Source organism: Streptomyces sp. NBC_00285 (assembly GCF_036174265.1).
In the GTDB taxonomy this organism is placed as follows: Bacteria; Actinomycetota; Actinomycetes; order Streptomycetales; family Streptomycetaceae; genus Streptomyces.
Genome location: NZ_CP108055.1, coordinates 9,409,074 through 9,435,722, shown reverse-complemented (window position 1 = coordinate 9,435,722; position 26,649 = coordinate 9,409,074). Strand labels below are relative to the sequence as shown.

General features: G+C 72.4%; 26 protein-coding genes. 14 read left to right on the top strand and 12 right to left on the bottom strand.

What is annotated here, in order from left to right; all coding sequences use genetic code 11:
* Positions 1-96 precede the first annotated feature (96 nt).
* Positions 97-1,950 (top strand): tetracycline resistance ribosomal protection protein Otr(A), encoded by a 1,854-nt coding sequence (gene otr(A), locus OHT57_RS43230; protein ID WP_328752436.1) that lies wholly within the window; start codon positions 97-99, stop codon positions 1,948-1,950.
* A 45-nt stretch (positions 1,951-1,995) separates the two neighbouring features.
* Here otr(A) and OHT57_RS43225 read toward each other — a convergent pair whose 3' ends face one another.
* On the bottom strand, positions 1,996-3,189 hold the full coding sequence (locus OHT57_RS43225) for a cytochrome P450 (RefSeq protein WP_328752435.1): 1,194 nt from the start codon (positions 3,187-3,189) through the stop codon (positions 1,996-1,998).
* A gap of 151 nt (positions 3,190-3,340) precedes the next feature.
* Between OHT57_RS43225 and OHT57_RS43220 the strand changes: the two genes are divergently transcribed.
* The 3 genes from OHT57_RS43220 to OHT57_RS43210 all read left to right on the top strand — a co-directional run bounded on the left by OHT57_RS43220 (position 3,341) and on the right by OHT57_RS43210 (position 6,169).
* Positions 3,341-4,003, top strand: coding sequence for a DUF4230 domain-containing protein (locus OHT57_RS43220; protein ID WP_328752434.1), 663 nt, complete (start codon positions 3,341-3,343; stop codon positions 4,001-4,003).
* Between the two features lie 254 nt (positions 4,004-4,257).
* Positions 4,258-4,806: a VanZ family protein gene (locus OHT57_RS43215; RefSeq protein WP_328752433.1), complete on the top strand. Its 549-nt coding sequence runs from the start codon at positions 4,258-4,260 to the stop codon at positions 4,804-4,806.
* Positions 4,807-4,948: 142 nt separating this feature from the next.
* Positions 4,949-6,169, top strand: coding sequence for a ricin-type beta-trefoil lectin domain protein (locus OHT57_RS43210; RefSeq protein ID WP_328752432.1), 1,221 nt, complete (start codon positions 4,949-4,951; stop codon positions 6,167-6,169).
* 9 nt (positions 6,170-6,178) lie between these two features.
* Here OHT57_RS43210 and OHT57_RS43205 read toward each other — a convergent pair whose 3' ends face one another.
* Positions 6,179-6,415, bottom strand: coding sequence for a hypothetical protein (locus OHT57_RS43205; protein WP_328752431.1), 237 nt, complete (start codon positions 6,413-6,415; stop codon positions 6,179-6,181).
* A gap of 262 nt (positions 6,416-6,677) precedes the next feature.
* Here OHT57_RS43205 and OHT57_RS43200 point away from each other — a divergent pair, with 262 nt between their 5' ends.
* From OHT57_RS43200 to OHT57_RS43185, 4 genes are all read left to right on the top strand, one after another.
* Positions 6,678-7,715, top strand: coding sequence for a PHP domain-containing protein (locus OHT57_RS43200; RefSeq protein ID WP_328752430.1), 1,038 nt, complete (start codon positions 6,678-6,680; stop codon positions 7,713-7,715).
* A 38-nt stretch (positions 7,716-7,753) separates the two neighbouring features.
* Positions 7,754-8,410, top strand: coding sequence for an HAD family hydrolase (locus OHT57_RS43195; RefSeq protein ID WP_328752429.1), 657 nt, complete (start codon positions 7,754-7,756; stop codon positions 8,408-8,410).
* Between the two features lie 17 nt (positions 8,411-8,427).
* Positions 8,428-9,597 (top strand): FUSC family protein, encoded by a 1,170-nt coding sequence (locus OHT57_RS43190; RefSeq protein ID WP_328752427.1) that lies wholly within the window; start codon positions 8,428-8,430, stop codon positions 9,595-9,597.
* A 297-nt stretch (positions 9,598-9,894) separates the two neighbouring features.
* Complete coding sequence (locus tag OHT57_RS43185) at positions 9,895-10,854, top strand: SDR family NAD(P)-dependent oxidoreductase (protein ID WP_328752426.1); 960 nt, start codon at positions 9,895-9,897, stop codon at positions 10,852-10,854.
* 19 nt (positions 10,855-10,873) lie between these two features.
* Here the strand turns inward: OHT57_RS43185 and OHT57_RS43180 are convergent, their stop codons facing one another.
* The 6 genes from OHT57_RS43180 to OHT57_RS43155 form a co-directional block, all read right to left on the bottom strand.
* Entirely contained in the window at positions 10,874-11,530 is a 657-nt protein-coding gene (locus OHT57_RS43180; RefSeq protein ID WP_328752425.1) for a M15 family metallopeptidase, read from the bottom strand.
* 218 nt (positions 11,531-11,748) lie between these two features.
* Positions 11,749-12,009 (bottom strand): hypothetical protein, encoded by a 261-nt coding sequence (locus tag OHT57_RS43175; protein ID WP_328752424.1) that lies wholly within the window; start codon positions 12,007-12,009, stop codon positions 11,749-11,751.
* Between the two features lie 58 nt (positions 12,010-12,067).
* Complete coding sequence (locus OHT57_RS43170; protein WP_328752423.1) at positions 12,068-13,333, bottom strand: ROK family transcriptional regulator; 1,266 nt, start codon at positions 13,331-13,333, stop codon at positions 12,068-12,070.
* A 6-nt stretch (positions 13,334-13,339) separates the two neighbouring features.
* Positions 13,340-14,332 carry a phosphotransferase family protein gene (locus OHT57_RS43165; protein ID WP_328752421.1) on the bottom strand — a complete coding sequence of 331 codons (993 nt, stop codon included), beginning with the start codon at positions 14,330-14,332 and terminating at the stop codon, positions 13,340-13,342.
* A 133-nt stretch (positions 14,333-14,465) separates the two neighbouring features.
* Positions 14,466-15,377: a DUF3626 domain-containing protein gene (locus OHT57_RS43160; RefSeq protein WP_328752420.1), complete on the bottom strand. Its 912-nt coding sequence runs from the start codon at positions 15,375-15,377 to the stop codon at positions 14,466-14,468.
* A 70-nt stretch (positions 15,378-15,447) separates the two neighbouring features.
* On the bottom strand, positions 15,448-16,446 hold the full coding sequence (locus OHT57_RS43155; RefSeq protein ID WP_328752419.1) for a quinone oxidoreductase family protein: 999 nt from the start codon (positions 16,444-16,446) through the stop codon (positions 15,448-15,450).
* 140 nt (positions 16,447-16,586) lie between these two features.
* Between OHT57_RS43155 and OHT57_RS43150 the strand changes: the two genes are divergently transcribed.
* The 4 genes from OHT57_RS43150 (at position 16,587) to OHT57_RS43135 (ending at position 21,015) form a co-directional block, all read left to right on the top strand.
* Complete coding sequence (locus OHT57_RS43150; RefSeq protein ID WP_328752418.1) at positions 16,587-17,174, top strand: CGNR zinc finger domain-containing protein; 588 nt, start codon at positions 16,587-16,589, stop codon at positions 17,172-17,174.
* A gap of 181 nt (positions 17,175-17,355) precedes the next feature.
* The gene (locus OHT57_RS43145; RefSeq protein WP_328752417.1) at positions 17,356-18,633 is read left to right on the top strand and encodes an FUSC family protein; all 1,278 of its coding nucleotides are present in this window, start codon (positions 17,356-17,358) and stop codon (positions 18,631-18,633) included.
* 30 nt (positions 18,634-18,663) lie between these two features.
* Positions 18,664-19,683 (top strand): hypothetical protein, encoded by a 1,020-nt coding sequence (locus OHT57_RS43140; RefSeq protein WP_328752416.1) that lies wholly within the window; start codon positions 18,664-18,666, stop codon positions 19,681-19,683.
* Positions 19,684-19,776: 93 nt separating this feature from the next.
* Positions 19,777-21,015 carry a lactonase family protein gene (locus OHT57_RS43135; protein ID WP_328753493.1) on the top strand — a complete coding sequence of 413 codons (1,239 nt, stop codon included), beginning with the start codon at positions 19,777-19,779 and terminating at the stop codon, positions 21,013-21,015.
* Here OHT57_RS43135 and OHT57_RS43130 read toward each other — a convergent pair.
* Both OHT57_RS43130 and OHT57_RS43125 read right to left on the bottom strand, forming a co-directional pair.
* On the bottom strand, positions 20,983-21,714 hold the full coding sequence (locus OHT57_RS43130; RefSeq protein ID WP_328752415.1) for a DUF2470 domain-containing protein: 732 nt from the start codon (positions 21,712-21,714) through the stop codon (positions 20,983-20,985). The two genes, OHT57_RS43135 and OHT57_RS43130, sit on opposite strands and share 33 nt — an antisense overlap.
* Before the next feature lie 95 nt (positions 21,715-21,809).
* Positions 21,810-22,418 carry a TetR/AcrR family transcriptional regulator gene (locus tag OHT57_RS43125; RefSeq protein WP_328752414.1) on the bottom strand — a complete coding sequence of 203 codons (609 nt, stop codon included), beginning with the start codon at positions 22,416-22,418 and terminating at the stop codon, positions 21,810-21,812.
* 106 nt (positions 22,419-22,524) lie between these two features.
* Between OHT57_RS43125 and OHT57_RS43120 the strand changes: the two genes are divergently transcribed.
* On the top strand, positions 22,525-24,036 hold the full coding sequence (locus OHT57_RS43120; RefSeq protein WP_328752413.1) for a cytochrome P450: 1,512 nt from the start codon (positions 22,525-22,527) through the stop codon (positions 24,034-24,036).
* Here the strand turns inward: OHT57_RS43120 and OHT57_RS43115 are convergent.
* Complete coding sequence (locus OHT57_RS43115) at positions 23,998-24,819, bottom strand: pentapeptide repeat-containing protein (protein WP_328752412.1); 822 nt, start codon at positions 24,817-24,819, stop codon at positions 23,998-24,000. The genes OHT57_RS43120 and OHT57_RS43115 overlap by 39 nt on opposite strands.
* A gap of 160 nt (positions 24,820-24,979) precedes the next feature.
* Between OHT57_RS43115 and OHT57_RS43110 the strand changes: the two genes are divergently transcribed.
* The gene (locus tag OHT57_RS43110; protein ID WP_328752411.1) at positions 24,980-25,180 is read left to right on the top strand and encodes a DUF5999 family protein; all 201 of its coding nucleotides are present in this window, start codon (positions 24,980-24,982) and stop codon (positions 25,178-25,180) included.
* Positions 25,181-25,340: 160 nt separating this feature from the next.
* On the opposite strand, the gene OHT57_RS43105 is transcribed toward OHT57_RS43110, so the two are convergent.
* Positions 25,341-26,642, bottom strand: a complete 1,302-nt coding sequence (locus OHT57_RS43105; RefSeq protein ID WP_328752410.1) for an alpha/beta fold hydrolase — start codon at positions 26,640-26,642, stop codon at positions 25,341-25,343.
* Positions 26,643-26,649 lie beyond the last annotated feature (7 nt).

Here is a 26,649-nt window from a genome sequence, read left to right as displayed (position 1 = left end):
CCGTGTTCCCTCCCGTCAGGACCTCTCGCATGCGCCGACTCCTCGAACCCACCCAGTGCCCCCTTCGGCCTACGGTTCTCGAGGACTCCACCCGCCATGCGCACCCTGAACATCGGAATTCTGGCCCACGTCGACGCCGGTAAGACCAGCCTCACCGAGCGGCTGCTGTTCGACCACGGCGCGATCGACCGGCTCGGCAGCGTCGACGCCGGTGACACCCGCACGGACGACGGCACCATCGAGCGGCAGCGGGGCATCACCATCCGCTCCGCGGTCGCCTCCTTCACCGTCGGCGACACCCGGATCAACCTCATCGACACACCGGGACACTCCGACTTCGACGCCGAGGTCGAGCGCGCCCTGGAGGTCCTGGACGGTGCGGTGCTGCTGCTGTCCGCCGTGGAGGGCGTGCAGGCGCAGACCCGCGTGCTCATGCGGACCCTGCGCGGGCTCCGGCTGCCCACGCTGATCTTCGTCAACAAGATCGACCGGGCGGGCGCCCGCTACGAGGGCCTGCTCACGGACATCCGGCGCCGGCTGACGCCGTACGTCGCCCCGCTGACGGAGGTGACGTCCCTCGGCACGGACGACGCCCGGGTGGCGCTCCTCCCGAGCAGTGACCCGCGACTGGCCGAGACCCTCGCCGACGTGGACCCGGACATCCTCGCGGCGGTCGTGGACGGCCCCGAGCCCACCCCGGACGACCTCCGCAAGGCCCTCGCCGCCCGGACCGCCGACGGCTGCCTCCACCCGGTCTACTTCGGTTCCGCCCTCGGCGGCCAGGGTGTCCGCCACCTGGTCGAGGGCATGCTCCGGCTGATCCCGCCCGCTCCCCCGGCACCTGAGGGTGATCCACGCGGGACGGTGTTCGCCGTGCGGCCGGGACCCGGCGGCGAACGCACCGCGTATCTGCGGCTGTACGGCGGTGCGGTGACGGAGCGTCAGCGCCTCACGTTCCTCAGACGCGAGGCCGACGGCACCACCACCCCGGTGTCCGGGCGGGTCACCCACCTCGGCGGGACCGGGCCGCTGACCGCCGGGAACATCGCGGCGCTGACGTTCTCCCCCGGCCTCCGTGTGGGCGACCGGCTCGGCGAACTCACTGACCGCGCACCACAGTTCGCGCCCCCGACGCTGGAGACCCTGGTCACCGCCCGCCGTCCCCGACAGGCGGCCCGGCTGCGCTCCGCGCTGCTGGCCCTCGCCGACCAGGACCCGCTGATCCACGCCCGCCCCGCAGTCGACGGCGCCACCTCGCTGCTCCTGTACGGCGAGGTCCAGATGGAGGTGCTGGCGGCCACTCTCGCCCAGGACTTCGACGTCGAAGCCGACTTCGCACCCGGCCGGGTCCGGTACCTGGAGCGTCCGCGCGGCACCGGCGAGGCCTGCGACGAGCTGCCGTGCCACGATCACGTGCGCTACTGGGCGACGATCGGACTGCGGGTCGAGCCGGGCGAGCGCGGCTCCGGTGGGGTCTTCGGGTACGAGACCGAGCTCGGCGCACTCCCCCGGGCCTTCCACCAGGCCATCGAGGAGACCGTCCGCACGAGCATGCGGACAGGACTGACCGGCGCGACCGTGACGGACTACCGGGTCACCCTCGTGCGCTCCGGTTTCGTCGGGCCGCTCAGCACGGCCGCCGACTTCCGCGGGCTCACGCCGATCGTGCTGCGCCGGGCCCTGGAGCGGGCCGGGACCCGGCTGTTCGAGCCGTGCCACGCCTTCGAGGCAGAGGTGCCGCTGGACGCGCTGGCCCCGGTGACGGCTCAACTGGCCGCGGTGGGAGCCCGGTTCACGGGGACGACGGACAGGCGCACGGCCTGGTCGATCACCGGGGAGCTGCCGGCCCGGAGAGTTCGCGAGATCGAACTACGGCTGCCGGGACTCACCCACGGAGAGGGGATGTGGTGGTCACGGGTGGCGGGCGACCGCGAACTCAAGACCCTCTAGCCCCTCCTCAAGTTCCTCCAGCCCCTCACCGGTTCACCGCACGCCTCACCACGACACGGGCAGCCGACGGGGCCCCCGTGTCATCTGCCCCTCGCGCCACTCGACGGTCTCCGGGGTGAACTCCGCTCGCAGCCCCGGGAACCGGACGGCCAGACGGTGCAGCGCCAGGCCCAGTTCCAGACGGGCCAGCCAGGCGCCGAGGCAGTGGTGGGGACCGGCGCCGAAGACCACGCTCGGTGTGGTCAGCGGGGCGAACAGGTCGGTGTCGCCGGGCTGCGGGAAGACGTCGGGGTCCCGGTTGGCCGCGTTGGTCTGGACGGCGACGACGGCTCCCGCAGGGATCGTCACGCCGCCGACCTCGACCTCCTCGACGGCTCGGCGGATCAGGCCGGGCAGCACCCTGCCCTCGCTCAGCGGGATCGTGCGCAGGAGCTGTTCGACGGCGGCCTCGGCCGCCTCCTGGCTCTCGGCGAGTCCCGGCCAGGCGCCCTGCCCGTCGGAGAGGAGGTGGACGACGATGTTGCCGAGTGCCGTCATGGTCGTCTCGTGTCCGGCGACGACCAGCCCCAGGACGAGGATCACCAGCCGTGGCTCCTCGATGCCGAGGCCGTCGCCCGCGGTGACCAGCGCGCTGACCAGGTCGTCGCCCGGTTCCTTGCGCCGCTCGGCGACCAGTTCCGCGCAGAAGAGGCCGAACTCCCGCATGGCCGCGCCGACTTCCTCGGCGGTGTGCGCGCCGCCGGACAGGGCGTGGTCGGCCCAGTCGCGGATGCGCTCCCAGTCGGCGTGCTCCAGACCCATCAGCCGCGCGATCACCGACACCGGCAGGCGGCGGGTGAACCCCTCGACGATGTCGGCGGGTTGCGGCTGCTGTGCCAGGTCGTCGAGGAGCAACTCCACCACCGAGGCGGTCCAGGGCCGCCAGCGGGCGATCGCGCGCGGGGTGAAGGCCCGCTGGACCGTGCCGCGCAGCAACTGGTGGGGCGGGCCGTCCTGGTTGATGAGGCCGTCCGGGGAGTCCAGCAGGTTCGGTACCACCAGCAGCGGCGGGGCGTCCGCGTCCTTGAGCGACTTCCGGTCGAAGCGGGGGTCCATGAGGACCTGGCGGACATCGGCGTAGCGGGTCACGAGCCACACCGGGGTGCCGGTGGCCAGGGCGGTCAGCCGTGGCGGGCCGGACTCGGGAAGGGGGATGCGGTGCATGGGACGAAGGGTCCGGGACGTACTGTCTGCACTCATCCGGGTCTCCAGACACGCCGGTACGCGAAGTTCCCCACGCTAGTGCGCCGGTCATGCCTGTGACAGTGTCCCAATCAGCCAACAAGACGATGCAGGAAGGCTTTTGGGGATCGTCCCTGGGCATCCGTGCAGTAGGAAGGAGGGCCGTCGCATGACGACTCCCATCAGGCGCGTGTCCAGGCGCATGCCCGGCTGGGCGAAGGCGGTGAGCGCCGTGGTTCTGGTGCTCGTGGTGTTCTTCGCCGGGATCCGGCTCAGTGTGCTCCCCGGTCTCAAGGACCTGTTCGGCACGGAGACCCACGACCGTTCGGGTCCCGCACTTCTGGAATCGATTCAGGACATCAGCCGTTACGACGCCGCCTCCGGCAATTTCCAGGTCGTCGTGGACCTGGAGAAGGACACCAAGTTCCTGCCCGACTCGATCCGCGGTTCCCGCACCCTGTACGTCGGGGCGGGCGCGGTCGACGCCTACGTCGACCTCGGCAAGGTCGCCAAGAACGACGTGACGGTCAACGGGGACCGCACGGCCGCCACGCTCCATCTGCCGCACGCCCAGCTGGGCAAGGCCACCCTGGACGCCGACCGCTCCTACGCGGTCTCCAAGCAGCGGGGTCTGCTGGACCGGCTCGGCGACTTCTTCTCCGACAACCCCAACAGCGAACAGGCCGTGCAGAAGCTCGCGGTCAGGCACATCACCGAGGCGGCGAAGGAGAGCGAGCTGACCAAGCGGGCCGAGACCAACACCACCAACATGCTGAAGGGCCTGCTGAACTCGCTCGGCTTCACAAAGGTCGAGGTCACCTACGGCACCTGATCAGCCGCGGAACATGACCGCGGCGCGGTGAGGGCACCGAGCGCGCCGGCGCCGGCCGGCACCCACGCCGGGTGCTGGTCGCCGCCGAACGCGGGCAGGTCCGGGGCAGCGGCCACGAAGCGGGCGGCCCGGCCCGCCCGGAGTGCCCCGACCGTACGAAAGAAACCGGGGGACGATGGGGGCGCGATGGCATTCTCGGGCTGTTCAGGGGTAATCGCCCCACCACGTAAGTAAGTTGCAGAGTGGAGGACCGAATGGCCTGGGCGCCCTCACGTTCGCGAGCGGGGTCAGACAGCGGCACGGCCAAGACAGAGCGCGTGGTGAAACCCGCCCGCCCGCGGCGCAATCCGCTCTCCCTCGTCGTCCGCTTCGTGGCGATGGTGTTCGCCTTCGCGTTCATGGTGGCGTTCGCCGTCGTGCTGGCCCGGCTGACGCTGGAGCCCTCGCCCGCGTCGGTGGACCTGACCCACACCAACCTGCATCCAGGCGCCTCCCTCAAGGCCTATCTGGACCAGCCGGAGATGCGGGACGCCTTCAAGCAGATCGGCGGGAACATCCTGCTGGGCGTGCCGTTCGGGATTCTGGTGCCGATCATCGCCCCGAAGACCCGAGGACTGCTGCGGATCCTGCTGCTGACGGCCGTGGTGATGCTGCTGGTCGAGTTCGCGCAGGGCGCGCTGGTGGAGGGCCGGGCCTTCGACGTCGACGACGTCATCCTGAACACCTCCGGGGCCCTGATCGGCTATCTGCTGCTGGGACGGCGCCTGAGCCGGGCCGTGCACAAACCGGCGAAGAAGGCGTAGGGAATCCTCGATCGCTCAACTTCTGGTCCGTACCAATGTATTGACGACCCCTTACCTCACCCCTTAAATCAAGAGGCGACACCTTCACCCCCCACCTCGGCCGGCGCGCCCGTCCATGGGCCGCCGCAGGGAAGGAAGAGCCGTGGCCGCCTCACGCCTGCTGCGCAGATGTCTCCTCGCCGCCCTCGCCGCCGTCCTCGTCGGGTCCGGGACCGCACAGGCGGATCCGCCCGCTGTCCCCGCCGCCGCGGTGACCTTCTCCGACACCTTCGACGGGCCCGCCGGGGCCGCGGCCGACTCCTCGAAGTGGCAGGTCGAGACCGGCGACAACGTCAACAACCACGAGCGGCAGTACTACACGGCGGGCAACAGGAACGCCGCCCTCGACGGCCAGGGCCACCTCGTGATCACGGCCCGCCGCGAGAACCCCGCGAACTACCAGTGCTGGTACGGCACCTGCCAGTACACCTCGGCCCGGCTGAACACGGCCGGGAGGTTCACCGCGCAGTACGGGCACGTCGAGGCCCGGATGAAGATCCCGCGCGGACAGGGCATGTGGCCGGCCTTCTGGATGCTCGGCACCCCGGTCAACTGGCCGGACTCGGGCGAGATCGACGTCATGGAGAACGTCGGCTTCGAGCCCTCGACCGTGCACGGCACGATCCACGGCCCCGGCTACTCCGGCTCGGGCGGCATCGGCGCCGGCTACTCCCTGCCGAACGGCCAGGCCTTCGCGGACGCCTTCCACACCTTCGCCGTCGACTGGGCGCCGGGATCGATCACCTGGTCCGTGGACGGAAACGTCTACCAGCGGCGCACACCCGCCGACCTGGGCGGCCGGACCTGGGTGTTCGACAAGCCGTTCTTCCTGATCCTTAACCTCGCGGTCGGCGGCTACTGGCCCGGCGACCCGGACGGCTCCACGGCCTTGCCTCAGCAGCTCGTGGTGGACCACGTCTCCGTCACGACCGGCGAGACGACCACCGGGGCGGCGATCCGGGGGCTGGCCGGCAAGTGCGTCGACGTCGCCGGGGCGAACCCCGCGAACGGGACGGCCGTCCAGCTCTACGACTGCAACGGCAGCGCGGCCCAGCAGTGGGCCGTCGGCTCGGACGGCACGATCCGTGCGCTCGGCAAGTGCCTGGACGCGACGGGCGGCGGCACCGCGGACGGTACGACCGTCCAGCTCTACGACTGCAACGGCTCCGCGGCCCAGCGGTGGACCGTCACGGGCGCGCACGACATCGTCAACCCGCAGGCCGACAAGTGCCTGGACGTCACCGGCAACAGCGCGGCCAACGGCACCCGGCTCCAGCTGTGGACCTGCACGGGCGGCGCCAACCAGAAGTGGACGGTCGGCTGACCCGGTGGGTCAGTGCCGGTGCCAGGTGAACTTGTCGCCACCGACCCAGCGGACCACGTCCGGGTCGTCCAGGTCGTGCACCGTGATGCCGAAGGCGGCGGCCGCCTCCAGGACGTCGGTGACGGCCCTGGCCTCACCCACCACCTCGCCGTCGATCTCCACGATCCGGAACGGCGGTGTTCCCGGCTGCACCCCGAGCACCATGATCCGCGGGCTGGTGATGTGCGGACTCGCGATTTCGGTCATGAACCGAGCGTAGAACGCTTCCCCCGTAAGGGAGAGGCGGACGTCATCCGCCGAGCAGGGTGAGGACCGCCGCCTCCACCGCGCCCTGCGCGGCAGGACGCCCGAAGTCCCCGTGTTCGCCCAGCCGGGTGAGCACGGGGGCTGTCGCTTCCTCCTACCCGGACAGCGGGAAACCGGGGTCCCCGGCCGCGTGCCCCGGTTCGACCACCGGCCCGTCGTGCGGGCGCCGCGGGCCTGGGGAACCCTGGAGGAGGAGGTGACCATGGATCCCGTCACGTCTCTGGAGCGGATCGCCTTCCTGCTGGAGCGGTCCCTGGCACCCACGTACCGCGTCCGTGCCTTCCGGACGGCGGCCCGGGTGCTCACCGGGATGTCCCCGGACGAGGTGCGGGAGCGGGCCCGGTCCGGGTCGCTGGAGTCGCTCAAGGGCATCGGCCCGAAGACGGCCCAGGTGGTGCGCGAGGCGCTGGCCGGAGACGTGCCCGGCTACCTGGAGAAGCTGGAGGGCGAGGCCGACGCGCCCTGGACCGGGGGCGGAACGGAGCTCCGGGCGCTGCTGCGCGGCGACTGCCATCTGCACTCCGACTGGTCGGACGGCGGCAGCCCGATCGAGGAGATGGGCCGCACCGCCGCCGGACTCGGCCACGACTGGGCGGTGCTCACCGACCACTCGCCCCGTCTGACCGTGGCCCGGGGGCTGTCCCCGGAGCGGCTGCGGCAACAACTGGACGTGGTGGCGGCACTGAACGAGACCTGGGCGCCGTTCCGGCTGCTCACCGGCATCGAGTGCGACATCCTCGACGACGGCTCGCTGGACCAGGAGCCGGAGCTCCTGGAACGCCTGGACGTCGTGGTCGTGTCCGTGCACTCCAAGCTGCGCATGGACGCCCGCTCCATGACCCGGCGCATGGTGGCCGCCGTACGCGATCCGCACGCCGACGTCCTCGGGCACTGCACGGGACGACTGGTGACCGGACGGGGGCGGCCCGAGTCGGAGTTCGACGCGGACGAGGTGTTCGCCGCGTGCGCCGAGTCCGGCACCGCGGTGGAGATCAACAGCCGCCCCGAACGGCTGGACCCGCCACGCCGGTTGCTGCGCGGCGCCGTCGAGGCGGGCGTGCTGTTCTCCGTCGACACCGACGCGCACGCGCCCGGCCAGCTGGACTGGCAGATCCTCGGGTGCGCCAGGGCGCAGGAGTGCGGGGTGCCCGCCGAGCGGGTCGTGACCACCTGGCCGCTTCAGGAGCTGCTGGCCTGGTCCCGTGAAGGCAGGGTGCCGCCCCGAGTGGCCGACGCCTGACGTGGTACCCGTACGGCACGACAAGGGAGGAGCGGTACATGGAACGGGCGGCAGTGTTCGACGTCGACGGCACCCTGGTGGACACCAACCACCTGCATGTGACGACCTGGTGGGAGGCGCTGCGGCAGGCAGGGCACCGGGTGCCGATGCACGCCGTGCACCGGGCCATCGGGCTGGGCTCCGACGACCTCGTCGCGCATCTCCTCGGTGAGGACCGCGACAAGGACCTGGACGCCCAGTTGAGCGGGGCCCACAAGGCCCTGTACGGGCAGTACTTCGACCGGCTGCCCTCGCTCCAGGACGCCGGCCGGCTGCTGCGCCACCTCGACCGCAACGGCTGGCGGGTTGTCCTCGCGACCTCGGCGGGCGGTGCCGAACTGTCCGCGCTGCGCAGGGCGATCGACGCGGACGAAGCGATCACCGCGACGGCGAGCGCCGACGACGTCAAGGAGGGCAAGCCCGCCGCCGAGCCCGTGGAGCACGCCCTGGAGCTGGCCGGGGTGCCGGCCGAGAACGCCGTCTTCGTCGGCGACACCGTCTGGGACATGCAGGCCGGCACCCGCGCCGGAGTCCACTGCGTCGGTGTTCTGTGCGGCGGCATTCCCCGCGCCGACCTGCTGGAGGCGGGCGCGCAGTCGATCTACGACGATCCCGCCCACCTGCTGGCGTCCCTGGCCGCCAGTCCCCTGGCGTGACGGGCGGGAACCCGGGGATGACTCGTGCGACGGAAGCGGTCCGGCCACGGTCCCGGTCCGCGCACGCCCTGCGCCAGGAGGCCCATGGCGTCGGCCGGGCCGCCCGCGCTGCCTGGGACGGCCCCGGCCGGGAGCGCGATCTGGTGGTGCAGTCACTCAAGGCCTCGGCGGCCGCACTGCTCGCCTGGCTCGTGGCGGGTGTGTGGATGGGCGACCCGATGGCCCTGATGGCGCCCTGGGTGGCGGTGGTCCTGGTGCAGGCCACCGTGTTCAGCTCCCTGATGCAGGCGGCACGGCAGTTCACCGCGATCTGCGTCGGCGCACTGCTGGCGTCGATGGCCCTGGCCGTCACGGGGCACACACTGGGTGCGGTGGCGCTGTCCGTGCCGCTGCTGATGCTGCTGGCGAACTGGCCGCGCTTCGGCGACCAGGGGATCTACGGCGCCACCACCGCGCTGTTCACGCTGGCCACTGGCGCCGCCGGGGCGACCGCGGTCGGCCACCGGGTGGGACAGGCCGCGCTCGGCGCGGTCATCGGTCTCGCCGTGAACGCGTTCGTGCTGCCGCCGATCCATCTGCGGGACGTACGGGAGAACCTCGCGGCGCTGGCCGAGGAGGCGGCCGACGTCCTGTACCGGGTGGCCGGTGACCTGCGGGACCGAGCATCGGACGCGCAGGGCTGGTCGCATGCCTCGGCCCGTCTGGAGCACCGCCTGGAGGCGCTGCGCTCCGCCCGGCGCTGGAGCCGGGAGAGCCTGCGTCTGACGGCCGCCCCGCTGCGTGCCGTGCGGCGGTCGCCCGCGCAGATCCCTCCGCAGCAGGACGACGAGCGCTGGAGCCGGGTCACCGGGCACATCCGCGCACTCACCCGCACCCTGGCCGTCGCCGCCGACGACGGCCGTGTGTCCTCGGCCCCCGACGGGCCGGTGCTGGACGCCTACGCCCGGCTCCTGGAGCTGATCGGCGGCGTCTGCCACGCGCACGGCAGCCGTTTACGGGACGGCGACGGCGACCTGTCCGTGGGGGACGCGGCGATGACGGAGATGTATGACCTGCTCGGGCGGTTGCGGGACGGACTGCGGGAACACGCGGGGCAGGAGGCCGCCGGCACGACCGTGCTGGGAACCCTGCTGCTCCAGGCGGAGAACCTGTGGAGCGAGACCGTTCCGACCGGTCGGAAGGGGTGACACAGCTCACCCGGAATCGCCCCCTGTGACGGAACACCACAGGGTCATTGCCCGTTGAACAAACCGTGGGTATGGATGGGACAGTGTCCCCGGGCCTCACCTTTTGCCCACAGGGACGATCGTTCGGCTGAAGCCCTGTGGAGCCTTTCGCCGAGAGGCGACCGCCATCCATACCCACCACAGACCAGCCCCGACCGTGATTCCCCCGTCCGGTCGGGGCTTCCCCATGTCCGGGTCGTGGCGCCGGAGCGCGGCGGACTTGACTTCGAGCGCACTCCAATTCGTAGCGTTCCCGTCATGAGTACCGCACAGCACAAGATCGGTTCGGGATTCGGCGCCCACAGCACCGCCGACGACGTCCTCGTGGGCGCAGACCTCTCCGGGAAGCTCGCGATCGTCACCGGCGGCTACTCCGGGCTCGGCCTGGAGACCACCAGGGCGCTCACGAAGGCGGGTGCCCGGGTCGTCGTACCGGCCAGGCGCCCCGACACCGCGCGGGAGGCCCTCGCCGGCCTCGACCGTGTCGAAGTGGACGAACTCGACCTCGGGGATCTGCAGAGTGTGCGTGCCTTCTCCGAACGCTTCCTCGCCTCCGGCCGCACGGTCGACCTCGTCATCGACAGCGCCGCGATCATGGCCTGCCCGGAGACCCGGGTCGGGCCCGGCTGGGAGGCACAGTTCGCGACCAACCACCTCGGCCACTTCGCCCTGGTCAACCGGCTGTGGCCGGCCATCGAGTCCGGCGGCGCCCGCGTGGTCTCGGTGTCCTCGCGCGGCCACCACTTCTCCGGGATGCGCTGGGACGACGTCCAGTGGCGGACCGGCTACGACAAGTGGCAGGCGTACGGCCAGGCGAAGAGCGCGAACGTCCTGTTCGCCGTCCACCTCGACGCACTCGGCGCCGACCGCGGGGTGCGGGCCTTCGCGCTTCACCCGGGCGGCATCCTCACCCCGTTGCAGCGCCACCTCCCCAAGTCGGAGATGGTGGAGCGCGGTTGGATCGACGAGCAGGGCAACCCGCTCAACCCCGCCGGTTTCAAGAGCCCGGAGCAGGGCGCGGCGACACAGGTGTGGGCGGCGACCTCGCCCCAGCTGGCCGGGATGGGCGGCGTCTATCTGGAGGACTGCGACATCGCCGAGCCCGCGGTCGACGGCGACGAGAGCGGCGGCGTCAGGGCCTGGGCGACCGACCCGGAGCAGGCGGCACGTCTGTGGACGCTTTCGGCGGAGCTCACGGGCGTGAACGCGTTCGCGTGAGCCTTCGCCGGCCGGGACGTCAGGACACGCCGAGGTCCTTCGGCCCGTACAGCGCGGCGGGCGCCCCGGTCTCCAGTGCCCAGTACCGGTCGCCGTAGGACCAGTGCCACCACTCGGTGGGGTAGTTGACCAGACCCGCCGCGGTCAGTGCCTCGCCCAGCACGGCCCGGTTGGCCTTGGCCTCCTCGGTGATGTTGCCGGCGCCCGTGTAGCAGGCGCCGTCGCTCTCCTCCGGGTTGGCGTTCATCGCGGTGCCGAGGTCCAGTTCGCGGCCGTCGGCGTCCGCGAGGGTCAGGTCGACGGCCGCGCCGGCGCTGTGCGGGGCTATCTCGGGCGGGGAGACGTAGCGGCTGGCGGCCGCGCGGACACGGTCGGCGGACCAGTCCGGGTGGGCGGCGCGCAGCTCGTCGGAGTACGACTCGAAGTACCGCCGCTGCAGGGCGGGCGGCCGGTATCCCTCGACGAAGAGCAGGCGCAGGCCGCCGGGCAGCAGGGCCTCGGCCTCGGTCAGCCGGGCGAGGACGCCTTCGCGCAGATGGACCTCGGCGCCCAGGGAGTCCTCGTTCTTGCGGTCGTCGAGGAGGAGCCGGTCGCGGACGTCCACGAGGGGTTCGCCGTTCTCCTCGACGGGGACGGCGGCCACTCGGGCGTCGGACATCAGGATGATCTCACTCATGGGCCGATCATCCCGCGCCCGGAGGCCGGACCGTGCACCGCGTGGGCCGCCGGAGGCCGGGTACTCGGGTGGCCCCCGCCCCAGCGCCCCAAGGTGACGTGGTCACGGGCGCCACCGGCACCGTGGGACCAGCGTGAAGCGCCGTTCGCGGGCTCGGTGGTCCATCCGGCGACGACCGCACCGAGCCGGGGAGGAGCCGACAGGTCGGCCGGCGGCGGTCAGCCCGAGGGCTCTTCGGGCTCCGGGTGTTCCGGGTGCACCGCGTCCGACTGCTGCGAGCCCTGCCTCCCGGTACCTGCCTCGTCGGTGGGGGGCACGTCCTCTTCGGCCTCCCCGGTCTCGGTGGTGTCGACGGTGTTCCCCCGGGCCCGGCCCTCGCCGACCTCCCAGGGGTCGTCGCCCTCATGTGCCTGCTGGTCCGGAAGGTCCCGTGGCACCGGCGTGCCGTTCTCTCCGGGTCCTTCGAGTCGGTGGTCCATGGCGTGTTCCCTTCGTCCTGGCGGGCACGCGGGTACCTTCGCGCCGACCGGCGAAACGTCAGCGCGGGGCGCGCTCCTCCAACGCCGTCCGCCAGGCCGGTGCCGGTCCCCGGGGCACGGGTTCGGGACGCCGGCCGCCACGGGCGAAGAAGTCGGCGAGCGGGACGATGGCTGCTCCGACGGTGACCGCGTCGGGGCCGAGGCGTCCGAGGTCGACGGTGACCTTCTCGGCCGGGTACCGGAGCGCGTACGCCGTCGCGTGGCGTCGTACGGCGGACAGGAACTGTGCGCCCAGCCGGAGCCCTGCCCAGCCGCCGACGACGATCCGCTCGGGCTGGAAGAGGTTGATGAGATCCGACAGGCCGGCACCCAGGTACTCGGCGCTCTCCTCCAGGACGGCGAGCGCGGCCGGGTCGCCCTCGGCGCCCTCGGCGGCGGCGAGCATGGCGGCCAGGGCGGTCTCCTCGTCGGCCCCCTCGGGCGGACGGCCGCCTTCCTCGCGCCAGCGCTCCAGCAGTGCTTCGGCGCCCGCGTAGGCCTCCAGGCAGCCGAGTGCCCCGCAGCGGCAGCGGCGCCCCCTGACCCGCACGGTCAGATGCCCCCACTCGACCGCCCGGCCGTGCTCCACCTCGGGTGTCACCACGCAGGCGCCGACACCGGAGCCGAGGAGGACCACGACGGCGTTGCGGGCGCCGCGGCCGCCGCCGAACCACATCTCGGCCTGGCCGAGGGTCTTGGCGCCGTTGTCGATGAAGTACCGGATGGGGAACGGGGAGCCGGCGCGCAGCAGCTCTTCCAGCGGAACGGCGTCCCAGCCGATGGTCTGTCCGTGCACGACGGCCCCGCTGTGAGGGGTGTGCGCAACGATGCCTGGCACTCCGACGCCGACGCCGAGCAGCCGCTCGGGATCCGTGCCGGCGGCGGCGAGGACCTCGGCGACGCCGTCCCTGATGTGTCCCACGATGAGTTCGACGTCGTACCGGCGGTCGGTCAACGGGCGCTCGGCGCGGGCGAGTTCGGTGAGGGTCAGGTCGAACAGCTCGACGCGCACCCGGGTCTCACCGACGTCGACGCCGATCATGTGTCCGCTGTCGGGCACCACCCGCAGCAGTGTGCGGGGGCGTCCGCCGTCGGAGTCGACGCTGCCGGCCTCCTCCACCAGGCCGTCGGCCACCAGGTCGGCGACGACGTTGCTGACCGAGCCGGAGCTGAGCCCGGTCACCGGGCCGAGTTCGAAGCGGCTGAGGGGTCCGTCGAAGTAGAGGCGCTGGAGCACGGCCGTGCGGTTGGCGCGTCTGAGGTCGCGTACGGTGCGTCCGTTCATGGCGGATCAGGCTCCGGCGATCCGGGTGAGGGCCTCGATCTCGTCCAGGGCGGCGACGAGTTCGGGTGCCACCACGGTCTGGACCCAGCGCTGTCCGTCCTCGTCGACCGCCCGCGGGACCGTCTCGGCGAGCATGATCAGGTAGAGGTAGGCGCGGTAGAGCGCCAGACGCAGGCGGGCCGGGACGTCGAACTCGGCCCGGCCGCCCGCCTCCCGGTAGCCCGCGAGGAACGCCTCGTCCTTCTTGATGTCCCCGAGCAGTGCCAGGGAGACGAAGTCGGCGAGGGGGTCGCCCCAGAGCATCCGCTCGCCGTCGATGAGTCCGCCGATGCGCAGCTCGCCGCCGGCCGGGCGGTCCAGCAGGATGTTGCCGTCCCACAGGTCGAAGTGGACCAGCGCGGGGACGGTGACCTCGTCGAGCGCGGGGAAGCCGGCCCGCAGGGTGCCCGCCACCTGGTCGGCGGACCGGGGCAGCCGTGCCCCGTAGTCCCGGGCGTCGTCCAGGACGGCGTCGATCATGGCCGTGAACGCGGTGCGCCAGTTCGGGGCGAGCGGGCCGAGGGCGCCGGAGGGGTAGCCGTAGCCCGGCCCCGTCACGGTGTGCAGCCTGGCCACCTGGCGGCCCAACTCCCTGCGCAGTGGGGGTCGTTCGGCCTCGTTGACCGATCCGTCCCAGGGCTCTCCGGGGCAGGCCGTCATCAGCAGATGCGGTACGGAACTGTCGTCACCGAGGGCCACGACGTGCGGGGCCGCGACCTCCGCCACGGCGGCCGCGCGGTAGAACTCCGCCTCGGAGAGCAGGAGTTCCCGCTCGTAGCGCAGGCCGGGAACGGTGGCGGCGGGCGGGGTCTTGAGGACGTAGCGGGTGCCGTCGGTGAGGCGGAGTTCCTCGACGGTGTTGTACGTCCCGCCGCTCAGCGGACGGACACCGGCGAGCAGGCCGGGGTCGAGTCCCGCGCCCGCCAGGACCCGTCGGGCCCGTTCCCAGGAGTCCACCAACGCCCCGCACCTTCCCTCACCCCGTGCCGTACACAGAACCGGCGTGTACTCCCGGAACAGCCTACGGAATACGTCCCGCACGCCGGGAGCCCTTCGTGATCCTTCTTGCGGACCTGTGGGACCGGGGTCGCGCCTACGCGCTCGGCGTGCCGGCCACCGGGATGTGGTCCCCTGCGGCCTGCTCCGGACCGGCGGTCCCCGCGCCCTTTGGCGCCCCGAAGCGGGCCAGCGTGTGCCACACCATCTTGAGGTCCTGGAGTGCGTACCGGCCGCTGCGGGCGGCGTCGCCGATGATCCGGGGGTCGACCAGTCCGTCCTCGGCGATGCTCGCGCCCAGGTCCGCGTACTCCTGCCCGCGATAGTCGGCGTGACGATGCAGTGCGGCCACGGTGATCCGGTAGCCGGGGTGCCATTCGACGGGGACCGGCAGCAGGCGGGCCGCCGCCTCGACGGGCGTGTTCCGGTAGCTCGCATCCAGGACGAGGGCCTCCACATGCCGGGCCAGGGCGACGCCGCCGTGCACCTGGGCCTCGATGTAGTCGTCGAGGGCGTCCTGTTCGTCCGCCTCCGCGAGGGCGATCAGGGACATACCGGCGGCGACTCCGAAGTGGACCGGCTCGGCGGCGCTGTCGGGGTAGCAGAAGGTGGCGCGGGCCAGGGGCGCGCCGGTCAGCCGGAAGTGCGAGGAGCCGAAGCGGGGGGCCGCGCCGACCACTTGACGGCGGAAGTTCAGGGCGCCGTACACCGGCCGGTCGTGCGGGGTCGCGTCGTCGTAGGCGCCGCCGAAGATCCGGCTCTCCCAGCGCCAGCGGTCGCCGCCGGGGTGCGCGGTCAGTCCGCCGTTGCTGGTGCCGGTGACGAACTGTGAGTGGTAGGCCCCGTCCCGGGCCAGCGCCTCCAGGACGGTCAGGTCGCCCAGCGTGCGGTCCGGATGGAAGTTGAGCGTGATGCGCACGTCAGGGGCGACGGCCGGCCCCTGCGAGACGGCGGCGACATGGCTCAGCGCCGCCCGCGCTCGCCCCGACCCGAGTGCACCCACTGGCATTCCTCCCCGACGGCCTACCGCATGATCACCCGCCGAGGAGGCCCCCGCACCCCGTTTTTGACCGGTGGGACTACTCCGGTCCGACGGCGAGCACGATCTTGCCACGGTTGTCGCGTCGCTCCAGCCGCTCGTGGGCGACCCGTGCCTCCGCCAGGGGTACGACGGTCTCGACCGGCACGCGATAGACGCCGACGGCAACCCGCTCGACCAGTTCCCGCAGGTCGGGACGTGGGTCGTAGCCATGGATCTGGAGATTGGTGAGCTGGAAGCCGAGGATCGACGCGTTCTTGGGATAGAAGTCGCGGGTGTCCACGGTGCTCGGCTCCAGGGCGACGTTGGCGAGCGCGACGACCCGGCCGCCGTGGCCGACCTCGCGCAGACTCCGCCCGAAGGCCTGCCCGCCGACGGTGTCGAGGACGACCTCGGCACCGTGGCCGCCGGTGAGCCGCAGCACCTCCTCGACCTCGGCCTCGTCGGGGTGGACGGAGGTGTCGACGGTGATGTCTGCGCCGAACTCACCCGCCCAGGCGGCCTTCTCGGCCGAGCCGGCGAGGGCGATGACCCGTGCCCCCACCTCGGCGGCGATCTGCACGGCCGCGGTACCGACGCCGCTCGCCGCCGCCTTCACCACCACCGTGTCGCCCTTCGAGACGCGGGCGAGGTGGCGCAGGCAGTACCAGGCGCTGAGCCAGGCGATCGGAAGGGCGGCCGCCCGGGTCAGGTCCACCTTGTCGGGAAGAGGTACCAGGAGAGTGGCGGGCACCGTCGCCAACTCGGCGTAGAAACCGGACGACTTGCCACCGTCCATCGCCATGACCCGCTGTCCGGGCGCGAACCCGGTCACTCCCTCCCCCACCTCGACGACGATCCCCGCCGCCTCGGCGCCCGGGATCAACGGCGGGCGCCCGGCCCGGTGGTAGACACCGGCACGGAGCAGGGCGTCCGCCCGGTTCACCCCGGCCGCGACGATCCGCACCAGCACCTCCCCGGGCCCCGGAACCGGGTCGGGAACCTCGACCGGGACCAGTACTTCCGGTCCGCCGAACCTGTCGATCCGCACCGCGCGCATTGCGTACCCGCTCTCTGCCGTGACCGCCCGAGCGGCCGACACCGGTTGAAGTGGTGTCACCATCCGACACCACATCAACCGGTGTCAAGAGGGCTCACACCCGGATACGACACCGCATGAACCGGTGTACGCTCGACGTCATGACCGGCAGCCCCGCTCCCGCCGACCCCGCCCTCGCTTTCCCGTTCATCGGCGGGCGCCCCTGTCTGGACTTCGCAGCCACCCTCGGCAAACGGCATGCCACCGCGCTGGAGCGGCTCCCCGACCCCGCCGCCCTCGCGCGCTGGTTCGCGGAGGCGGAACTGGCCGTCGACAAGGGCCCGGTGCGGGTCACCGCGCGGGACCTGGCGGAGGCCCGTCTGCTGCGTGAGGCCCTGTACGGCCTGGTCCGCGCCGCGATGGCCGGGCGGCAGCCGGACGCGGCCGACGTCGAGCGGGTCAACGCTTCCGCCGCCCAGCCCGACCTCGCGCCCCAGCTGGGCCCGGCCCGCTGGAGCGCGCGCAGTCCGGCCCGCGCGGCCCTGGCGACGGTGGCCCGGGACGCCGTACTCCTGGTGCGAGGCCCGCTTCTCGACCGGGTCAAGGAGTGCGAGAACCCGGGCTGCTCGCTGCTGTTCCTGGACGACTCCCAGGCGCGGCGGCGCCGCTGGTGCTCGATGGACCGCTGCGGCAATCTGGCGAAGATCGCGGTCTACCGGTCCCGCAGCCGGGCCGCCTCCACGCGCTGAAGGCGGGCGTCGGCGGCTGAGGTGCTCCCCGGAGTCACTCCAGGTCATTCCGGGTGTCTGCCGTCACCTGCCCGGTCCCTTGCCGTCGACCGGCCGTACCCCACACTGTGGGCACGCTCGCGGACAGTTACGGTCCGCAAGCGTGCACCGGGCGCTTACGTGGAAGAGGAACACCCTGAGGATGCGAGATGTACGTGAGTGGACGGCGTCCCTGGTGCGGTTTGTGAAGCGGCGCCGGGACCCCGTGGTCGTGCAGACGCTGCGGTCGGCGGCCGCGGCGACGATCGCGTACGTCATCGCGCTCCGGCTCAGCCCCGAGGCGGCGCCGCTCACCGCGCCCCTGACCGCGCTGCTCGTCGTCCAGGTCACCCTCTACTCCACGCTCACCACCGGCATCCGCCGGGTGAACTCGGTGGTGACCGGGGTCCTCGTCGCCATCGCCTTCAGTCTGCTGGTGGGTCTGACCTGGTGGAGCCTGGGCCTGCTGATCGTGGCGTCCCTGGTGGTCGGACGGCTCGTGCGGGTCGAGGAGTTCGTGCCCGAGGTGGCGATCAGCGCGATGCTGGTCCTCGGCGTGACGACGGTCGGGGACACGGCCTGGGCACGTGTGGTGGAGACGCTGATCGGCGCGGTCGTCGGTCTTGCCTGCAATCTGCTGCTGGCTCCCCCGGTGTGGGTGGACGAGGCGGGCGAGTCGATCGAGGGGCTGGCCCGCCGGGTGCGCAAGCTGATGCTGCGGATGGGCGAGGAGGCCGCGGGCCGTACCCCCGTGGAGCTCGCGACCGCCCGACTGCACGAGGCACGGGCGCTCGACCACGACATCGTCGGGGTGGACGCCGCCCTCAAGCAGGCCGAGGACAGCCTGAAGTTCAACCCCCGGGTGAAGGAGGGCCTGCTGCACCGGGTGGTGCTGCGCACCGGCCTCGACACCCTGGAGATCTGCACGGTCGTGCTGCGGGTCCTCGCCCGCACCCTCACCGACCTCGCCAAGAAGCGCGACCCGTTCGCGGAGGAACCGGACCTGCTCGGCGAGGGACAGGATCCCGAGCCGCTGTTCGGTCCGGAGACCGGACGCACCGTCGAGCAGCTGATGTCGGAGATCGGCGACGCCGTGGTCAGCTTCGCCGTCCTGGTCACCACCCATGTGAGTGTGAGCGCCGAGTCGGCGGAGGCCCGGCTCACCGCGGAGCTGCGCCAGGCCACGGCGACCCGGGACAAGCTGGCCCAGTTGCTGCTGGAGGAGATCCAGCGCGACGCACGCCACTGGCAGCTGCACGGGGCCGTCCTGACCGAGGTCAACCGCATCCTCGACGAGCTGGACACCGACCACCGCTCGCGCCGCCTGCTGGAGGAGCTGGACCGGTCCGCCCGTGAGCAGCGTGAGCGGATGCCGCATCTGACGCGGCTCCAGGAACAGTGGCGCAGGAACCGATCGGCGCTCGCCGGTCGTTCTAGGTGACGTGGGTACAGCGATCAAGGGGGCGGGCCGATGACCGACACGAGCGTGCGGATCGACGGGAACACACTGCGACTGCCGGGCGGTGCGGCGGTGCGGTTCGTCCGCACCCTGCGACTGCCGGAGACGGGCACGCATCCGCTGCCGCCGGGGCTCGGCGAGTTCCCGGTGCGCCGGGTCTCGGACTATCCGGACACCGTGCCGGAGCAGTGGCGGGCCCGCGGCGGGGTGATGCTGCCCGTGTACCTGCGCGAGGCGATGTGGCTGAGCTTCGGGAGCACCACCGAGCCCGCCGCACTCCAGGTCGGGGTGGGCAAGGTGTGCGCCGTCTCCGGGAAGCCGTGGAGCGACCGACTGGTCCGCGACCCGCAGAACTACGTGGTCCTGCCCCGGCAGCCGTGGCTGGACGGCATCAACTCCGGCAAGGGGACGGTACGCCAGTTCGTGGCGGTGCCACTCGGGCTGGGCGCGACCGTCGAGGGGCAGGTCACGGGCGAGGAGGTGTGGGGCGGCGTGCAGCTGCAGTCGTTCCCGCTGTCCGAGGCCCGGCTGGCCGAGTGGCGCGAGGCGCAGCGGCGGATGCGGACGGCGAGGCCCTCCATGGGATACGGCGCCGCCATGCCCATGGCGATGGCCGCGCCTGCCGCTCCGGCGGGGGCTCCTCGGGCCGCCGCGGCCATGGGGCTGGGCGTCGGCGGTTCGATGCGCCAGGAGGTGTACCGGGACGACCGGCCCCTGTCGGACTGGGCGGACACCCCGGCCGGGCGGGTCTTCGTGCACCTGGTGACGCCGCCCGAGTGGCGCCGCATCACCGGTGAGGCTCCCCCGCCGTCGCCCGTGGACCGCGCGGCGTACACCAGGGCGGGCCTGCCCTGGTACGACTACTACGACCAGGACGCGGAGGATCTCACCCCGACGGACACGTTGGAGGGCGTGAAGCCGGTCGGCGACTGGCTCGGCGACGACCACGAGCCCTGGCAGCAGCCCACAGCGCCCCAGGTCAAGCCGTTGGGGGACGCGCCGGGCAAGCCGGTCGAGGACGGCGACTGGTAGCGGGCGGGCGGGGCCCGGGTTGCATCGGGCGAGTGATCCAGGTGAAGGTGGTTGTCCGACGACGAGACGACCGATCACCCGGGGTGCGTGGAGATGGCCGGTGCGGACGACGGCTGGAGCAGGCGTCGCTTCGTCGGCGCCCTCGCGGGAGCAGCCGCCGCGTCGGGCCTCGCGGGCTGCGGCTCGTCCCCGGAGGAGTCGTCGCCCGGCTCCGCGTCGGAGTCGGCGCGGAAGGAAGCCGCCACCTCCTCGCGGACCCCGAGCCCCAGCCCGACGGGAACACCGTCGTCCGCGGCTCCGACCGGCCCCCGCCCTCTGTACGTCGGCACCTACACCTCCGTCGAGGGCGGCGGCACCGGGATCGGCCTGGCCACCTACGACGCCGGCAGCGGCCGTGTCACCGCCGCGGGAACGCTCACCGGTGCCACCAACCCGTCCTATCTCGCGGTGCATCCGAACGGCCGGACGCTGTACGCGGTCGCCGAACAGGACGCCGGCGCGGTGACCGCCGTACGTCTGTCCGACCGCGAGATCCTGGGGAGCCGCAGCACCGGCGGGGCGGGGCCGTGTCATCTGTCGGTGCATCCGGGCGGGCGCTGGCTGCTCAGCGCGAACTACGCCTCCGGCAGTGTGGCCGTGCATCCGATCGACGCCTCGGGCGCGCTCGGTGAGCGCAGGGAGACGGTCACCCACTCCGAGCCGGCGCCCGGCCCCGGCCAGGAGGGACCGCACGCCCATCAGTTCGTCACCGCTCCCGACGGCGGTCATGTGCTCGCTGTCGACCTGGGGACCGACACCGTCTACAGCTACCGCCTGAACGAGCGGACCGGTGCGCTCACGGAGGTCTCGCGGGCGCGGACCCGGCCGGGTGCCGGTCCACGCCACCTCACCTTCCATCCCGGCGGCCGGTACGCGTACCTGGCCAACGAGGTCGACAACACGGTCGCGGTCTGCGCCTACGACCGGAAGACGGGCCACCTCTCCGTCGGGGCGGCGCAGTCCACGGGAACGGGCTCGGGCACCAACTACCCGGCGCAGTTCCTGGTCACCGCGAACGGCTCCTACGCGTATCTCGCCAACCGGGGCCACAACAGCCTCACGCGCTACGCGGTGGAGGCGGGCGGCGCCCGGCTCAGGCTCCTCGACACGGTGCCGGTGGGCGGTGACTTCCCGCGGCAGATCGCCTTCTCGCCGGACGGGGCACTGCTCTTCGCGGCGAATCAGAGGTCCGGAACCGTCACCGTCTTCCGCGTGGACACGATCAACGGTGAACTGCGGCGCGCCGGCGAGGCGTTCGCGTCACCCGTCGCTGTCTGTGCGCTGCCGCTGTAGGGCTCGTGGACAGGACGCCGCGCTCGCCTGGGTCAGCAGGACGTGCATGCGCTCGGTGAGCTGGGCGACGTCGTCGGCGGGCGCGTGGAAGGGCAGGCGTGCGTCGCCGTGGGCGCGGGTGCGCTCGATGCGCAGGGTCAGTCCGTGCCGGTCGACCGCGAGGGGCTGCACGCGGACCGCGCCGTGCAGGGTCTCGGGCTCGACGAGCCGGGTCAGCCGCTCTATGGCGTCCGGGTGGCTGTCGGCGAGGTGGGTGAGCAGCCGGGCCTCGGCCATGGCGAGCGGGTCGGGCGCGGCGCCGGCGAAGTCGTCGAGGTCGACGACGACGGCGCCGGACGGGCGGCGCAGCACCACCCGCGTGGCGTTGAACTCCAGCCGCCGCTCCCCGTCCCCGGGGGCGAACCAGCCAGCGATCCACAGACGGGCGCGGATCCGGCTGCGGACGGGGACAGGAGCCGCGTCGGCGAACTCCAGGACGGCGGACGGCTCGCCGCGGGGCGCGCAGATCGCGGCTTCGAGCAGGGAGCTGTCGTCGGGCACGTCCAGCGTCACCCGCCCGTTCCCGGCCACGGTGTGCGCGCCGACGATCTCCTCGCGGCCGCTCTCCGCGGTCACCGCGCAGGACCACGAGGCGGCGAGTACCGACCGGGCGTGTTCCGCCGCGGAAGGGGCCGCCGTCCACGCTTGACTGTCACCCATCCATTGCCTCCTTAGGTAAGCCTTGCCTAACCTATCGAAGATCGGCGATGAAGCCAACCACCGGCCGCCCACCGGTCGGGGCGAAGGGGTGTGAATCAGAGGGCGAGGACACCGAGCAGCGCCCGTGCGCACAGATCGCGCACCTGCTCCCTGGAGAGATCCGAGCCCCGCAGCCACTCCAGGCAGACCGCGGTGGTGAAGGCCAGCCAGCCCCGCACGGCCAGCTGAAGGTCCACACGCTCCTGCACCTGCGCCCCGAACTCCGGATCAGCGGCCAGCGCCGCGAGGATCTGCCGCTCCTGCAGCGCCAGCGCCCGCTGGTAGACCCTGCGGACGGACTGGTCCCCGGCGGCGTCGGCACGGTGGAAGGCCCGGTAACCGTGCGCGTGCGCCCGGACGTGCACCAGGTAGGCGTCCAGGCCCGCGGAGAGCTGCTCGCGCACCGGGACACCCGGCACGGCCGCGGTCAGGGCCAGCATCCGCTCGCTCTCGCGCTCGACGACCGCGGCGAAGAAGTCCCGTTTCGTCGGGAAGTAGTGGTAGAGCAGTCCGCGCGAGACACCGGCGATCTCGGCGACCTGCTCGATCCACACGTCGTCGTACGGACTCTCCGAGAACAGCCTCGCCCCCACCGACAGGAGCTGCTCCCGCCGCTCCCCGGTGCTGAGCCTGCGGCGCACGCGCTCGCCCTGTTTCCCGGCCATGCCCGCACTTTACTTGACGCCGGTTCAACAAGGGGATCAGACTGGACGCGCTATTGAACCGACGTACAACGCGCTCAACTGCCGCTGGATCAAGGGAGATCGCGTCATGGCGGAGACGACGACGGCCACGCGGCCGACGGGGTTTCGCAGTGCCGAGCTGGGCTGGCCGGAACTGCACCGCATTCCGCATCCGCCGCGTCGGCTCCCGCTGCTCGGTGACGTCCTGGGCGTCAACCGGGCCACCCCGCTCCAGGACTCACTGCGCTTCGCCCGCCAGTTGGGGCCGATCTACCGGCGCAAGGCCTTCGACCGGGAGTTCGTGTTCACCTGGGGCGCCGATCTGGTGGCGGATCTCGCGGACGAGTCACGGTTCGCCAAGCACGTGGGCCTGGGGGTCGCCAACCTGCGGCCGGTCGCCGGCGACGGGCTGTTCACGGCGTACAACCACGAGCCGAACTGGCAGCTGGCGCACGACGTGCTGGCGCCCGGCTTCAGCCGGGAGGCGATGGAGGCCTACCACCCGATGATGCTGGCCGTGGCCGGCCGCCTGACCGACCACTGGGACGGCGAACTGGCCGCCGGCCGGTCGGTGGACGTGCCCGGGGACATGACCAAACTGACCCTGGAGACCATCGCGCGCACCGGCTTCGGCCATGACTTCGGCTCCTTCGAGCGGGACCTCCCGCATCCCTTCGTGACCGCGATGGTGGGCACGCTGAGCTATGCGCAGCGGCTCAACTCGGTACCGTTCGCCGCTCTGCTGAGGCGTGCCGCGAAACGCAACGCCGCCGACATCGCCTACCTCAACCGTATGGTCGACGACCTGGTCCGGGCCCGGCGTGCGTCGGGCGGGGACGGCGATCTGCTGGACCGGATGCTGGAGACGGCCCACCCGGAGACCGGTGAGCGGCTGTCCCCCGAAAACGTCCGCCGACAGGTCATCACCTTCCTGGTGGCGGGCCACGAGACCACGTCGGGTGCGCTCTCCTTCGCCCTGCACTACCTCTCCCGCCACCCCGAGGTCGCGGCACGCGCGCGGGCCGAGGTGGACCGCGTCTGGGGTGACACCTCGATGCCCGGCTACGACCAGGTGGCGAAGCTCCGCTATGTGCGAAGGGTCCTCGACGAGTCGCTGCGGCTGTGGCCCACGGCACCCGCGTTCGCCCGGGAGGCACTTGAGGACACGGTGCTCGCCGGCCGGTACCCGATGCGGCGCGGTGCGTGGACGCTGGTGCTCACACCGATGCTGCAGCGCGATCCCGAGGTGTGGGGCGCGGACGCCGAGCGGTTCGACCCGGACCGCTTCGACCCCAAGGCCGTACGGTCGCGCCCCCCGCACGTGTTCAAGCCGTTCGGCACCGGGGCACGGGCCTGCATCGGGCGGCAGTTCGCACTCCATGAGGCGACGCTGGTGCTGGGCCTGCTGCTGCGCCGCTACGAACTCCTCGCCGACCCCGACTACCGGCTCACCGTGACCGAGCGGCTGACGCTGATGCCGCACGCGCTGCGGCTGCGCCTGGAACGGCGACAGGGCGGGCCCGCCACCGGGACCGTGACGGAACTCGACGAGGCCCCGCCGTCAGAGGCGCGCTGTCCAGTGCGCGGGGCGGGTGACTGAGTCCGGCAGCCGGGTGCCGGCGCTGCCCCGGGCCGCGTTCAGCTGGGGCTGGGTGACGAAGAACGCGCCGGTCAGGTCCGCGTCCGTGAGGTCGGCGTCGCGCAGGTCGGCACCGATCAGATCCGCGCCCCGCAGGTCGGCGCCGGTGAGGTCGGCAGCGATGAGGTAGGCACCTCGGAGAGTGGCGCCCCGCAGGTCGGCACCCCTGAGGCGGGCACCCATCAGGTCGGCGCCCCGGCGGTTCTTCTTCTTGCCGCCGATGCCGGCCCGCACCAGCTCGCTGGTCCTCAGCAGCAGGACGTTGACGTCCTGCCGGTGCGCGGAGACGTCCAGCACGGCAAGGTCCTCGGCGGTGCCCAGGGTCAGCGCCTCGGTGCGCTCCAGCAGGCGGCGCAGGTCCGCGTGGACCGGGCGGGCCGCGGTCAGGGTGAGCGCCTCGGTGAGGTACCAGAGCAGTTCGTGGAGCTGGCGCACCACGGGGAAGACGTCGAGCATCAGGCGGGCTTCCGCAGGCGGCGCGGTGCGCCGGTCCCGGCCGCCGAAGGTGATCTGCGAGACCTTCTGTCCGGCGCCGAAGCAGTCGTAGACCGTGCATCCGGTGAAGCCCTCGGCCCGCAGCTTCGTGTGGATGCCGCACCGGTGGTCGTCCCGGAGGTTCGGGCAGGGCTTGCCGGCCGGCTTGTCGAGGGCGAAGTCCGCGGAGGCCGAGAAGGGCAGGGCCACACAGCACAGGCCGAAGCACCGCTCGCAGTCGCCACGCAGGTCGATCATCTGTTCTTGCATCACCGTCCAGCCTAACCGCGCGCCCGACCACTGCCCGCACCCGAACTCACCGATGAATCCGCCGCGGTGTGGGGGTCTGCACATCCAACGGCAAACAAAGTCGGCTACCACAGAGACACCGGCCGAAAGACGCAGGAGCCGAACGCATCGAGGAGACGTCATGTGCAGCCACCAGCCCCCGTGCCCCACCGTCGACAGCGTCTCCCACCTCACCGCGGTGATCGTCTCGTCCCATCCCGAACAGGGCTGGAGCCTGCTGTCCGACGGCACCATCGTCTTCGACGGCACCGGTGAACTCCTGCCGGACGGGCGGGTCGTGAGCCCGCACCGCCCGCTCGGCACCCTGGCCGTGGCCGCCTGAGCCGAGCCGGGCGGGTGGCTCCGCGTCGGCGACACCGCCTCCTGTTCCGCCGCGTGCGGCAGGTGAGCGCGGCCGGTCCGGGGCGCTGCGGCCGAGCCTGGGCCGGGCCGCCTCGACGGCCTCCTGGGCATGCCGTCCCTCACCGGCCGCCCCGGTCGCGTCAGGCGTCGTTCCGGGCGAGAGCGAGCAGCCGGTCGAGGACCCGGGGGCCGCCCGCGCGGACGCCGTCGTGCTCGAACTCGTCCGTCACCCAGGTACGCAGGCCGCGGATGGCGCGGGCGGTCCGCAGGGAGTGGGCCGTGTCGACGTACATGTCGTCGTGGTAGACGGCCGCGGCGACCGGGACCTCGTTGACGGCGAGGCGGGCGGGGTCGTACAGGGGCTGCCAGTCGGTGCGGGCGGCGAGTTGTTCGGCGGTCTCGCGCAGCGGGCGCAGGGCCGGGTCGCAGTCGAACAGCCAGGGGTGGATGGACTCGCCGGTGAAGAGGAGCGGTTCGTCGCCGGCGAGCGTCTTGGCCGCGTCGAACTGCGGGAACTCGGCGCGCACACGTTCGGCCGACCAGGCGGTGGGCCGCTCGTCCTGGCCGTAGGTCGCCTCGTGGACGAGGGCGTAGAGCGGGTGGGACGCGTAGGAGAGGAGTCCCTGGACCTCTTCCTGGAACGCGTCGGAGAGCTCCGGGCCGTTCGGGGTACGGACGAAGGCGTGCTCCAGCAGGTAGTGCAGGCGGTGGCTGCCCTCTCCGCCGCCGAGCAGGATGCCGAGGGACTGGAAGGCCTCGACGGTGAGCCGGTAGCCGTTCGGCAAGGTCACTTCGCGGGTGAGCAGGTGGTCGGCGATACGGCGGGCCCGCTCGACGTCCTGCGGATAGCGGGCGTAGTGCGCGCCGACCTTGCGCTCCACGCGCGGGTAGGCGGCCCGGTACACGTCGTCGGCGTGGGCGTCGAGGGAGGGCAGACCGCCGGTGATGACGGCGGCGGCGAGGCCCTCGGGGGCGGTGGACAGGTAGGTCGTCGCGCAGAAACCACCGAAGCTCTGGCCGAGGACGGTCCAGGGGGCGCCGCCGGTGACCTGGGCGCGGATCGCCTCGCAGTCGCGGACGATGGAGTCGGCGCGGAAGTGGGCCAGGTAGTCGGCCTGTTCGGCGGGGCCGCCGCGCAGCGGGAGCGTCTGACGGTTCGCGGGGCTGGAGTGGCCGGTGCCGCGCTGGTCGAGGAGGAGGACGCGGTACTCCTTCAGGGCGCGGCCGAACCAGCCCCCCTTGCCGACGAAACGGTTCGCCCCGAAGCCCGGGCCGCCCTGGAGGTAGACCAGCCACGGCAGGTTCTGGCCCGCCCTCTCGCTCGCGACGGCCTCACGGGCGTAGAGCTCGATCGTCTCACCCGCCGGGTCGGCGTGGTCGAGGGGGACGGTGAAGCGCCGGTCGGTGAGGACGAGGCCGGGCTGGCGGTAGGTCGCGGTCAACAGGGCT